Origin of the sequence: Pantoea sp. E2023-21 (genome assembly GCF_051302795.1) — a bacterium.
GTDB lineage: Bacteria > Pseudomonadota > Gammaproteobacteria > Enterobacterales > Enterobacteriaceae > Pantoea > Pantoea ludwigii_A.
On sequence record NZ_CP195344.1, the window covers coordinates 1213585 to 1225562 of the forward strand.

At 52.5% G+C, this 11978-nt stretch carries 10 protein-coding genes; 5 read left to right on the plus strand and 5 right to left on the minus strand.

Annotated elements, in window-relative coordinates; all coding sequences use genetic code 11:
* Positions 1 to 79: 79 nt before the first annotated feature.
* Positions 80 to 1414 (minus strand): MFS transporter, encoded by a 1335-nt coding sequence (locus ACRQ84_RS05780; RefSeq protein WP_483817442.1) that lies wholly within the window; start codon positions 1412 to 1414, stop codon positions 80 to 82.
* 322 nt (positions 1415 to 1736) lie between these two features.
* Between ACRQ84_RS05780 and ACRQ84_RS05785 the strand changes: the two genes are divergently transcribed.
* Positions 1737 to 2657 carry a LysR substrate-binding domain-containing protein gene (locus ACRQ84_RS05785; RefSeq protein WP_483817443.1) on the plus strand — a complete coding sequence of 307 codons (921 nt, stop codon included), beginning with the start codon at positions 1737 to 1739 and terminating at the stop codon, positions 2655 to 2657.
* Here ACRQ84_RS05785 and smrA read toward each other — a convergent pair.
* Positions 2654 to 3220: a DNA endonuclease SmrA gene (gene smrA, locus ACRQ84_RS05790; protein WP_483817444.1), complete on the minus strand. Its 567-nt coding sequence runs from the start codon at positions 3218 to 3220 to the stop codon at positions 2654 to 2656. The two genes, ACRQ84_RS05785 and smrA, sit on opposite strands and share 4 nt — an antisense overlap.
* Before the next feature lie 296 nt (positions 3221 to 3516).
* Here smrA and ACRQ84_RS05795 point away from each other — a divergent pair, with 296 nt between their 5' ends.
* Together ACRQ84_RS05795 and uspE are read left to right on the plus strand one after the other, a co-directional pair.
* Positions 3517 to 4269, plus strand: coding sequence for a fumarate/nitrate reduction transcriptional regulator Fnr (locus tag ACRQ84_RS05795; RefSeq protein ID WP_008106391.1), 753 nt, complete (start codon positions 3517 to 3519; stop codon positions 4267 to 4269).
* Positions 4270 to 4387: 118 nt separating this feature from the next.
* The gene (gene uspE, locus ACRQ84_RS05800; RefSeq protein WP_483817445.1) at positions 4388 to 5344 is read left to right on the plus strand and encodes a universal stress protein UspE; all 957 of its coding nucleotides are present in this window, start codon (positions 4388 to 4390) and stop codon (positions 5342 to 5344) included.
* 77 nt (positions 5345 to 5421) lie between these two features.
* Here uspE and pntB read toward each other — a convergent pair whose 3' ends face one another.
* Both pntB and pntA read right to left on the minus strand, forming a co-directional pair.
* Positions 5422 to 6810, minus strand: coding sequence for a Re/Si-specific NAD(P)(+) transhydrogenase subunit beta (gene pntB / locus ACRQ84_RS05805; protein WP_483817446.1), 1389 nt, complete (start codon positions 6808 to 6810; stop codon positions 5422 to 5424).
* An 11-nt stretch (positions 6811 to 6821) separates the two neighbouring features.
* A complete protein-coding gene (gene pntA, locus ACRQ84_RS05810; RefSeq protein WP_483817447.1) occupies positions 6822 to 8351 on the minus strand; it encodes a Re/Si-specific NAD(P)(+) transhydrogenase subunit alpha in 1530 nt (509 codons plus the stop codon).
* A 539-nt stretch (positions 8352 to 8890) separates the two neighbouring features.
* Between pntA and ydgH the strand changes: the two genes are divergently transcribed.
* Positions 8891 to 9847, plus strand: a complete 957-nt coding sequence (gene ydgH, locus ACRQ84_RS05815) for a DUF1471 family protein YdgH (protein WP_064738756.1) — start codon at positions 8891 to 8893, stop codon at positions 9845 to 9847.
* Between the two features lie 210 nt (positions 9848 to 10057).
* A complete protein-coding gene (locus ACRQ84_RS05820; protein ID WP_483817448.1) occupies positions 10058 to 11449 on the plus strand; it encodes an amino acid permease in 1392 nt (463 codons plus the stop codon).
* Here the strand turns inward: ACRQ84_RS05820 and ACRQ84_RS05825 are convergent.
* Positions 11446 to 11859, minus strand: a complete 414-nt coding sequence (locus ACRQ84_RS05825) for a hypothetical protein (protein ID WP_483817449.1) — start codon at positions 11857 to 11859, stop codon at positions 11446 to 11448. The two genes, ACRQ84_RS05820 and ACRQ84_RS05825, sit on opposite strands and share 4 nt — an antisense overlap.
* Positions 11860 to 11978: the final 119 nt, after the last annotated feature.

Below are 11978 nucleotides of genomic sequence, written 5' to 3' on the forward strand. Positions count from 1 at the left end.
CTTGGGCTAACGGGTTGTTGCTACTGTAGATCAACCCTTTTGCCGCGGGTAACAATTTCGCGGAACTGTGATCGCCTTGTCACTCAGCGAGGTTTGACGGGTCACCAAAGCGGCATTTCAGCACCAGCATGAGGGTGGTTAATACGGCAGGAATGGCCAGCAGCAGGAAGATTTGACTGAATGACCAGCCGAGCGTTAATAGTTCTGCCCCCACAAATGCACTGAGGATGGCACCGATGCGCCCTACGCCATGCATCCAGCTGGAACCCGTTGCTCGCGCATGTGTAGGATAATAACTCGCAGAGAGCGCATTCATACCGGTATTGGCACCGTTGAAGCAGAAGCCGCTGAAGAAAGCGATGGCGCTCATTAGGCCGACCTGCGCAGGTGAAAAACCGAGTGCCACAATGGCAATGCCGCCGCAGAAGTAAATCAGCGCCAGCGCCAGATTGGCGTTGATGCGATCCATCAACCAACCGGCAAACAGCGAGCCAATTGTGCCGCCGGCTTGGTACATCGCCGTGACAATCGCCGCTTCTGTCACCGACATGCCCAGCGTGCTGATCAGCGAAGGCATCCAGCTGCCAATTAAATAGACCAGGAACAGCCCCATAAAGTAGCCGCCCCACAGCATCAAACTGCCGAACAGATAGCGGCGCGACACCACCGTCGCAACAGAACCTTTGCGAGCGGTGGGCAGCTCAGTACTTTGATAATGGCTACCCGGCTGCACGCTGCCCGGCAACATCTGCTCGAGGATGGCATGAATACGTGCGGCGGGCGCGTGGCGGCTAATCAGAAAACGTACCGATTCAGGTAAGCCGCGCACGAGAAATGGCAGCACCAGCAGCGGCAATACGCCGCCCATCAGCATTACAGAGTGCCAATCATAGCGCGGTAGCAGCCAGGAGGCGGCAAAACCGCCTGTGGCGGCGCCGAACGTAAAGCCACAGAATACGACAGTAATAATGAAAGAGCGGCGGCGTTCCGGCGCATATTCGGCCACCAACGTGCCAACGTTGGGCATGGCTGCACCGAGCCCTAAACCGGTAAGAAAACGGAAAAGCATCATCTGTTCAATGTTCTGCGCCATCGCTGTTGCCAGCGTCCAGAGGCCAAAAAACAGCACGCTGATGAGGATCATCACGCGGCGACCGTAACGATCGGCCAGCGGTCCGGCAACTATCGCTCCCAGCGCCAGCCCAATCAGTGCGGCGCTGATCACTATGCCGAGTTGATGATTAGTGACGCCCCAACTGGCTTTCAGCGTGGGCGCAATAAAACCCATCAGTGCAATGTCCATGCCGTCCAGCGCAACAACCACGAAGCACAGCGCGATTAAGCGCTTCTGCCAGCTGCTAAGCGCACTCTTATTGATAAGCTGGCGAACGTCTACTGCTTCAACGCTGGTCACGTAACGACTCCTGCACTTTTAACCGTTTAGGGCATCAGTTTTAGTAAAAAAAACGGCGCTTATCATAGCTCATCGTTAACAATAACTGGCAGGTTTTTTGATTGTAATTGAGAACTATTCAACTTTTAGCATCTTAAGCAGTTGATTCTTATAACTGTGAAGACACGACAAACAATGTTGTTTTCAGCATTACCAATCAATACAGCGTGTTAGCCACAAACGTAGCATTGCCGCGATTTTGTTAATATAATTTTGCAGGCAAGTTAACATAATTCATGTTTTCCCATTGCCGCCACTCGGCGCAACTCATTATGTTGAGCGTATGGACAAAAATATCCTTTTCAATCAGCGCATTCGCTTGCGTCATTTACATACCTTTGTGGCGGTGGCGCAGCAAGGCACGTTAGGCCGTGCCGCAGAAACACTCAATCTGAGCCAGCCTGCCCTGTCGAAGACGCTTAATGAACTGGAGGAGCTGGCGGGCGCACGGCTGTTTGAGCGCGGACGGCTTGGCGCACAACTCACTACGCTGGGCGAACAGTTCCTGATTCATGCGGTGAAAGTGCTGGATGCCCTCAATCATGCTGGTCAGAGCTTTAACGCAGTGCAGCCGGGACGACCGGTGGTCATTCGACTCGGTGCGCTGACTACGGCTGCGATGGGCATGCTGCCGCAAATTCTCGATCGCTTCCATGAGCAACAACCCAATACCACGGTGCAGGTCGCCACGCTGCACAACAACGTGCTGTTGGCCGGTTTACGTGCGGGGGAATTTGATGTCGGGATTGGGCGCATGGCGGACAGCGACATGATGGCCGGATTGACCTATGAATTGTTGTTTCTCGAATCACTTAAACTGGTGGTGCGTCCCGACCACCCACTATTAAGTGACAACGTCATGTTGTCGCGCGCGATGCAGTGGCCGGTGGTGATTTCGCCGGAAGGCACCGCACCGCGCCGCATTGCGCAGCACATGCTGGATGAACAAGGTTGTTCGTTACCGGCAAATTGCATCGAAACCTCGTCAACATCGTTGGCACGTCAGCTGGCACTGCGCTACGACTATGTGTGGTTCGTGCCTTCTGGCGCCATTAAGGAAGATTTGAATCACGATGCGTTGTGCGCGCTGCCGATTGCCTCGCCGGGCCCCGGCGAGCCGGTTGGCATTATTACCCGCAGCGGTAGCCCGTTAAGTCTGAGCGCCGAAGTTTTGATGGCGACTATTCGCAAATTCCACAGTTAGCGACTGTGCTTAGCATGACGTTCACGGTTTTCGAGGCGCGCCTGTTCGGTTTTACGCAGGCCAACATAGAGCGCGCCAGAGCCGCCGTCTTTCGGTTGCGCGGTACAAAAAGTCTGAACCTGTTCAAACTCCTGCAGCCAGCGCGCCACGTAGCTGCGCACAATATTGGCATGCGACTCATCGTCGCGTCCTTTGCCGTGAATAATCAGTAAATTGCGCAATCCATGTTTGGTAGCCTGCTGCATAAAGCTAAATAGCGCCTGACGACAAGTCTCTACGGGTTGACGCAGCAAATTGAGGCTGGCTTCGGGCGGATATTTACCCAAACGAAGTTTATCCAGCACGCCCTGCTGAACGCCATCGACCTTATGTTCCAGCGCCGTGCTCAGCGGAATGATGTCGAGAAAACCACGCGTAAGATAATTTTCCTGCTCATCACTTTCCTGCGGCAAGCGCAACGCTTTGGGCGAAGGCGCAGGCAGCCACTGGGTGTTAGCGCAATTTTTTAAGGGGGTTACGTCACCCATGGCATCACGGAAAAGGTTTTCATCATCAAGGTTCATGGTGTTTCCTCTCGCCTGGTGTTTGCCTAAGCGTCCTTTTCGACGCTGAAGCAAAATAGTAGCAAAGGATTATTGGCAAAACATCTGTCACTTTTTGCGCTGAAATAAGTCGTAAGGAGCTGTAAACCTGGCAACAAAACGTTCCAGATCAATAAATGCCCCTTCGTTAATTCGTCGCAGACCGCGTAATACCTGACATTTGTGGGGTTTTAAGGACATTTACTGCTCGGATGAGTTCACTTCGTCGGGAAAAATGTTAAAATTGACCGCAGTCAATAATCATCGAGCGTAACTATATGATCCAGGAAAAACGCAGCATACGACGTATTCAGTCTGGCGGTTGTGCCATCCATTGCCAGGATTGCAGCATCAGTCAATTGTGTATTCCCTTCACGCTGAACGAGCACGAACTGGATCAGCTGGATAACATCATTGAGCGCAAAAAGCCGATCCAGAAAGGCCAGACGCTGTTCAAAGCCGGTGATGAACTGAAATCCCTTTACGCTATCCGCTCCGGCACCATCAAAAGCTATACCATCACTGAGCAAGGCGACGAGCAAATTACCGGCTTCCACCTGGCAGGTGATTTGGTCGGTTTTGACGCGATTGTGGGGGCAAAACATCCTAGCTTTGCCCAGGCGCTGGAAACCGCAATGGTGTGCGAGATTCCGTTTGAAACCCTGGACGATCTCTCCGGTAAAATGCCTGCGCTGCGCCAGCAGATGATGCGTTTAATGAGCGGCGAAATTAAAGGCGATCAGGATATGATTTTGCTGCTGTCGAAGAAAAATGCTGAAGAGCGTTTGGCGGCGTTTGTCTGGAATCTGTCGCGTCGTTTCGGCCAGCGCGGTTTCTCGCAGCGTGAATTCCGTCTGACCATGACGCGTGGCGACATTGGTAACTATTTGGGACTAACCGTAGAAACGATTAGCCGTTTGCTGGGCCGCTTCCAGAAAAGTGGCATGTTGGCGGTTAAAGGCAAATATATCACCATCGAGAACCACGCTCTGCTGGCAGAATTAGCTGGGCAGACCGAACAAGCCGCGTAATTCTGTGCCGGGTTGATAAAAGTTATTTTATTGATCCGGCAACAACTTTTCCCCTTCTGCCCTGTCCAAACTTAGGCTATCTTTATTCCAACTTGCTTTGGTTTTAGGAGATCGGCTTATGTCCCGGTACCAAAATATTCTGGTGGCTATTGATGCCCAGCAGGACGATCAGCCTGCGCTGCGGCGTGCGGTTTATCTCAATCAACGTATCGGCGGAAAAATCAAAGCTTTCCTGCCTATCTACGACTTCTCATATGAAATGACCACGCTGTTGTCGCCCGATGAGCGCTCCAACATGCGTAAAGGCGTAATCAGCCAACGTACCGAATGGATCCGCCAGCAAGCACAGGCGTATATTGAAGCCGGCGTTGAGATTGAAATCAAAGTGGTTTGGCATAATCGGCCATATGAAGCCATCATCCAGGAAATTCTGGCGCATCAGCATGATTTAGTGTTGAAAATGGCGCACCAGCACGATCGTCTGGAAGCGGTGATATTCACCCCGACGGATTGGCATCTGCTGCGTAAATGCCCTTGTCCGGTCTGGATGGTGAAAGATCAGGCCTGGCCTGAAGGCGGCAAAGCGGTGGTTGCGGTCAATTTAGCCAGCGAGGAGCCGCACCATGATGAACTTAATCAGAAGCTGATTCGTGAAACCACGCTGCTGGCTGAAATGGTAAATCACACCGAAGTCCATTTAGTCGGCGCTTATCCTATTACGCCCATCAACATCGCTATTGAACTTCCCGACTTTGATCCTAGCGTTTACAACGACGCGATTCGCGGCCAACATTTAGTGGCGATGAAAGCGCTGCGTCAGAAATTCTCCATCAGCGAAGAGTTCACCCATGTGGCGAAAGGTTTGCCAGAGGAAGTGATTCCAGATATCGCCTCGCATCTGGATGCCGGGATTGTGGTGCTTGGCACCATCGGTCGTACCGGTCTGTCAGCGGCGTTCCTCGGTAACACCGCGGAACAGGTGATTGACCATTTACGTTGTGATTTGCTGGCGATCAAGCCGGATGATTTCAAATCGCCGATTGAATATGATGACGAAGAAGATGAAGACGATTGATTAAAAAAGGGCGGCTCGCAATGGCCGCCCTTTTTGTTGCTACTCAGGGCGATGAATCACATCGCCCTCCTGCTTTATCATAGCGCGCGCAGAATACCTTCAACGCTCGCCTTCGCATCGCCAAATAGCATTTGCGTGTTGTCTTTAAAGAACAGCGGATTCTGTACCCCTGCGTATCCGGTATTCATCGAACGTTTAAACACAATCACGTTCTGCGCTTTCCACACTTCCAATACTGGCATACCAGCGATGGGGCTGCGTGGATCTTCCAGCGCGGCTGGGTTAACGGTGTCATTCGCGCCGATGACCAGAACGGTATCGGTATCGCTGAAGTCATCGTTAATCTCGTCCATTTCCAGCACCACATCGTAAGGTACTTTCGCTTCCGCCAGCAGTACGTTCATATGGCCAGGCAGACGACCCGCAACCGGATGAATACCAAAACGAACCTTGATACCACGCGCACGCAGTTTTTCGGTAATTTCGGCAACCGGATACTGCGCCTGAGCTACCGCCATGCCATAGCCCGGCGTGATCACCACAGAAGAAGAGGCTTTGAGCAGTTCAGCAGTCTCTTCAGCGGTTATTTCACGATGTTCACCCACTTCATCGCTCTCGCTACCCACGCTCACGTCGGTACCAAAACCACCGGCGATTACGCTGATGAAGGAGCGGTTCATCGCTTTACACATGATGTAGGAGAGGATGGCACCGGAAGAACCGACCAGCGCGCCAGTGACGATCAGCAAGTCATTGCTCAGCATGAAGCCCGCCGCCGCCGCCGCCCAACCGGAGTAAGAGTTCAGCATCGAGACCACCACCGGCATATCCGCACCGCCGATAGACGCCACCAGATGCCAGCCGAACACCAATGCAATGATGGTCATCAGCAGCAGCGCAAACACCTGCGCGCCAGTACTCTCGGTTTGCACGAACCACAGCATCAGCAGGAAGGAGACCACCAGCGCAGCGAGGTTCATTTTATGACGATGGGGCAGCATCAGCGCAGAAGAAGCGATCTTGCCGCGCAATTTACCAAACGCCACCAGGGACCCGGTGAAGGTTACTGCACCAATGAAGATGCCGAGGAACACTTCGGTGAGATGGATATTTTCCATGACCGGCGTAAGGCCTGGAGCGTGATCGATGAAGCTGTTAAAGCCCACTAATACCGCCGCCAACCCCACGAAGCTGTGCAGAATGGCCACCAGCTCCGGCATTTCGGTCATTTCAACTTTCTTCGCCAGACGCAAGCCAATTGCACCGCCGATCACCATCGCCACAAGAATCCAGGCAACGTTTCCGGTATTTGGGCCAAAAATAGTTGCGAGCAGCGCAATCGCCATGCCACTCATGCCAAAAATATTACCCTGCTTAGAGGTCTCGTGTTTCGAGAGACCGGCAAGGCTGCAAATAAACAGAATCGCGGCAACAATATATGCTGCAGTAACTAATCCGCCAGACATGTTGCTACCCCTTAATTCTTACGAAACATTTTCAGCATGCGCTGGGTGACGGTGAAACCACCGAAGATATTGATGCTGGCAATCAGTACAGCGATAAACGACAGCATCGTTACCCAACCGCCGTGGCCCATCTGCAGCACCGCGCCCACCACAATAATGCCGGAAATGGCGTTAGTGACAGCCATCAACGGCGTGTGTAAGGCGTGACTCACGTTCCACACCACGTAATAGCCGACGACACAAGAGAGTGCGAAGACGGTGAAGTGCGACAGGAAGTCAGGCGGCGCCACATTGGCCAGGCAGGCAAACAGCACGACCGCCAACGCCAGCAGCAGAGACTTACGCCACGGCGAAACCGGTTTCGCTTCGGCCTTCGGCAGCGGCTGTGCCGCAGGTTGCGCTTTCGGTGCGGCGGAAACCTGAATCGGCGGTGCCGGCCATGTCACTTCGCCATCACGAATCACCGTCACGCCTCGCACCACGACGTCTTCAAAATCTACGGTGATTTCACCGTTTTTCTCTTTGCACAGCAGCTTCAGCAGGTTGACGAGGTTGGTGCCGTATAACTGTGAGGACTGCGTTGGCAGGCGGCTTGGCAAATCGGTGTAACCGATAATCTTCACGCCGTTGCTGGTTAGGGTCACCTGATCGGCAACCGTTAATTCGCAGTTACCGCCGGTTTGTGCGGCCAGGTCGACAATCACGCTGCCCGGCTTCATGCTAGCCACCATCTCAGCGGTGATTAGCTTCGGTGCGGGACGGCCAGGAATCAGCGCGGTAGTCACAATAATGTCGACGTCTTTCGCCTGAGCGGCAAACAGTTCCATCTCTGCCTTAATAAAGGCTTCAGACATTACTTTGGCATAGCCATCGCCACTGCCCGCTTCTTCTTCGAAATCCAGTTCCAGAAACTCGGCGCCCATACTTTGCACCTGCTCTTTCACTTCTGGACGCGTATCGAAAGCACGCACGATGGCACCCAAACTGCCTGCCGCACCGATTGCCGCCAATCCTGCGACGCCTGCACCGATAACCATCACTTTTGCCGGCGGCACTTTACCGGCAGCGGTAATTTGGCCAGTGAAGAAGCGACCGAATTCGTGAGCGGCTTCAACGATGGCACGATAACCGGCGATGTTCGCCATTGAGCTCAACGCATCAAGCGCCTGCGCACGTGAAATACGCGGTACCGAATCCATCGCCATCACGGTGACGTTGCGCGCAGCCAACTTCTCCAACAATGCAGGATTCTGCGCAGGCCAGATAAAGCTCACCAGCGTGCTACCGGCACGCGTTAATTCGATTTCCTGGTCGTCAGGCGCATTCACTTTTAAAACGATGTCTGATTGCCACACATCATGGGTATGGGTAATGGTGGCGCCCACGGCGATAAAGCTTTCATCATCAAAGCTGGCGCGAAGTCCTGCGCTCTGTTCAACGGTTACGCTGAATCCCAGCTTGATCAGTTGCTCAACGGTCTTAGGCGTGGCAGCCACGCGCGACTCATTGGCTAACCGTTCTTTGGGTATCCCAATTAACATACTGTTTCCTTTCAACAATTAAAGGACGAGGTTGTGTAAGAGGCATAAAACTTAAAAGCTGAAACAGTGTTTCAGCTTTTTATGAGCAAAATGCACAATGTAACAAAGTCTTTATAACCTACTGAAAATATGAACAGCGATCCACAGCGATAACGCCTACTTATGACATTCACGCAAATATTCAGGCGCTACGTTTGAAAGCCGCGGTTTGCAACTGCATTTGGAACGAATTAAAAAATATTCTGCTGCGCAAAATCGTGTCATGTCGAATTAAGTATTTTTAAAAACCTTTAATTAACAACGCGTTAACTATTATGGCACTATGTGTTACCAGATTAACCGGTTAACTGTGCAAAAAAGAGCCGTAACAGAAGTAAATGACAGGCTGATGAATAAACTGCAGAGATTGTCAATCTTATGCGCTTAAATTGGCTGAGACAGGCTGATTATTACATGCAATAATCAGCGGCTAATCTGTTATACATCAAGAGTCCAGCACGTTTTCGTACTCATTTTGCGTAAGGCGAAGGATCATTTTTATGAAGCTGAAGAACACCATTCTGGCGTCAACCTTGTTATCACTGCTGGCAGCAAATGCGTTCGCTGCTAAAGAGTTAACGCCAGAGCAAGCGGCCGCGTTGAAACCATTCGAACGTATTAATATCAGCGGCCGTTTCAATGCCATTGGCGATGCAACAGATGCCATCTCTAAACAAGCCGATGCTAAAGGCGCTGACTCTTTCTATGTTCAGGGTATTAATGACAGCAACGGCAACGGCGGCAACTGGCGCGTAACGGCTGATTTGTACAAAGCCAATGCACCAAAAGCCGATGATGCCACTAAATACCGTACCTTCTCCGGTGTGAAAGAGCTGCCGAAAGCAGAAGCTTATCGCCTTGAGCCTTATGATACCGTGTCGGTAAACGGTTTCTTCTCAAGCCAGCCAGACGTTAATGAAGCGATTGCGAAGGCTGCCAAAAATAAAGGTGCTGCATCGTTCTTTATTGTTCGTCAGGTTGATGCGAACAACGGCGGCAACCAATATGTTACCGCTTACGTTTATAAAGCTGATGCACCAGAGCGTAAGGTGCAGAACACCTCTGATTCGATCCCAGCAGATTCCGAAGCCGGCAAAGCAGCGCTCGCCGCAGGCGGTACAGCTGCAACGAAAGTGGCCATTCCTGGCGTAGCCTCTTCGGATACACCAAGCCGCAACGTGGGTCGTTTCTTCGAAACCCAAAGTTCAACCGGTGAGCGTTATACCGTGAAAACCGCTGATGGCCGCAGCGTACAGGAAGTGAATGCGATTACCGCGGCGCAGATGCAGCCGTTCGATACCATTACCTTCTCCGACCACTTCGGTACGCCAACTGAAATCTCTGAAGCAGTCGGCAAACGCGCAGTGGCAAAAGGGGCTAAGTACTATCACATCACGCGTCAATGGCAGAACCAGAGCGGCGGCAATCTGACCGTCACCGCCGATCTGTTTAAGTAATCCTCATTAAGGGCGGCGTCCGTCGCCCTCTTCTGTTGTTTGCATAATCTCTGCACAATTTTGCATAGTCTTGCATTGCCTTCCCGTATCGCACTCCGTAAAATCTGCCGCCTGTTTTAGGGGATTCCGTTTCAAAGTTGGCTCATTGCCACGCGACACGCTAGCGGAATCGTCACCACCCAGCATACTCTGCTGCTCAGGATGGGCGTTTTGGATAAAAAATTAGGTCTTAGTGCGCTCACCGCGTTAGTACTCAGCTCGATGCTCGGCGCTGGCGTCTTCAGTCTGCCGCAAAATATGGCGGCGGTTGCCGGCCCGGCAGCGCTGCTGATCGGCTGGCTGATCACGGGCGTGGGCATCATCTTCCTTTCTCTTGCCATGCTGTTACTGACGCGGCTGAAACCGGAGTTGGATGGCGGCATCTTCACTTACGCGCGCGCCGGATTTGGTGAACTGATGGGCTTCTGCTCAGCATGGGGATACTGGCTCTGCGCAGTCATTGCCAACGTCTCTTATCTGGTGATTGTTTTCTCCGCGCTGAGTTTCTTTACCGACACGCCGGATCGCGTGGTATTTGGCGATGGCAATACCTGGCAAGCGATGCTTGGCGCATCCGTGCTGCTGTGGATGGTGCATTGTCTGGTGCTGCGCGGGGTACAAACCGCGGCCAGCATTAATTTGCTGGCAACCTTGGGCAAGTTGGTGCCGCTGCTGCTGTTTGTGGTGCTGGCGCTGCTGGCGTTCAATTACGATCGCTTCCGCTTTGATTTCAGCGGCGTCGAGCTCGGTCAGTCGCTGTGGCAGCAGGTGAAGCAGACCATGCTGATCACCTTATGGGTGTTTATTGGTGTAGAGGGCGCGGTGGTGGTTTCTGCACGTGCGCGCAATAAGAGAGATGTCGGGCGCGCCACGCTGATGGCCGTGCTTGCCGCGCTACTGGTCTATTTACTGGTGACGCTGCTCTCATTAGGCGTGATACCGCGTGCTGAGCTGGCGCAGATGCGCAATCCTTCCATGGCGGGTTTAATGAAACACCTGATGGGCGATTGGGGCGATGCGGTGATTGCGGTCGGCTTGATTATCTCGGTGTGCGGCGCTTATCTGAGTTGGACAATTATGGCCGCTGAAGTACCGTTCCTTGCAGCACAGCAAGGTGCGTTTCCGCGCAGCATCGCGCGCCAGAATCGGCACAATTCACCTTCAGCCTCGTTGTGGCTGACGAATGGAAGCGTCCAGGTTTGCCTGATTTTAATCGCCGTCACCGGTGCGGATTACAATACGCTGCTGACCATCGCCTCAGAAATGATTTTGGTGCCTTATCTGCTGGTCGGTCTGTATCTGATTAAGGTGGTGCGCGGACAAAACAAACCCTGGGCGATGTTTACCGGCATCGGCGCCAGCGCATATGGCATCTGGCTGTTGTATGCGTCCGGCCCGCTGCATCTGCTGCTTTCGGTGGTGCTGTACGCGCCGGGTTTGCTGTTGTTTTTATACGCACGACGCGGCGGCCGTGGCGACAAATTGTTGTCACAACTGGAACGCGTTGCGATTGTGTTTTTGATTGCAGCGTCACTGCCTGCGTTGTGGCAGCTGGCTAATTAATGCGGTTGGACAGGAATAGAAACGCACAGCAGGTCATCCTGCTGTGTCAGATTTAGCGGCTTACGGTATTCCTGATGAATAGCGTCAAGCTGCTCCGCTGACAACGGATACGGCAGCTGAATATCAAAGCGACTGATGTGTTGTTGCTCGGCTAAGGTGATGAGACGCGCAATATTAATCTCGTCGCTCACCTGCGTTGAAATGATTTGTAATGCTAAATCTTTAAGATGATCGTCGCTGGCCTGGAGGTTGTGCGCTGATTTACGCGTCACCATGCCAAAAATAGGCATTACGCCGTAGATGGCGTCGACAAAACTCCAGCGTTTTTTACAGGAAGCGGAAAGAAAATCACTGTAATTGAAGCAGATGCGATCACTGTATCCGGCTGAAGCCAGCTCTTTATCAGTCACCCTCGCACTCCTCCTGTTTTTCGTTACGGTTCCGAACCTTGCGCTACAACGCGCCGCTAATAATGGCACATTTCACGGTATACATACCAGTAACGCAGGGATATTTCGTGCGGTAGCGT

Excerpts from the sequence above, each read along its gene's own strand:
- pntA (WP_483817447.1), bottom strand. The coding sequence starts at position 8,351 with ATGTTAATTGGGATACCCAAAGAACGGTTAGCCAATGAGTCGCGCGTG.
- ACRQ84_RS05795 (WP_008106391.1), top strand. The coding sequence starts at position 3,517 with ATGATCCAGGAAAAACGCAGCATACGACGTATTCAGTCTGGCGGTTGT.
- smrA (WP_483817444.1), bottom strand. The coding sequence starts at position 3,220 with ATGAACCTTGATGATGAAAACCTTTTCCGTGATGCCATGGGTGACGTA.
- pntB (WP_483817446.1), bottom strand. The coding sequence starts at position 6,810 with ATGTCTGGCGGATTAGTTACTGCAGCATATATTGTTGCCGCGATTCTG.
- ydgH (WP_064738756.1), top strand. The coding sequence starts at position 8,891 with ATGAAGCTGAAGAACACCATTCTGGCGTCAACCTTGTTATCACTGCTG.
- ACRQ84_RS05785 (WP_483817443.1), top strand. The coding sequence starts at position 1,737 with ATGGACAAAAATATCCTTTTCAATCAGCGCATTCGCTTGCGTCATTTA.
- uspE (WP_483817445.1), top strand. The coding sequence starts at position 4,388 with ATGTCCCGGTACCAAAATATTCTGGTGGCTATTGATGCCCAGCAGGAC.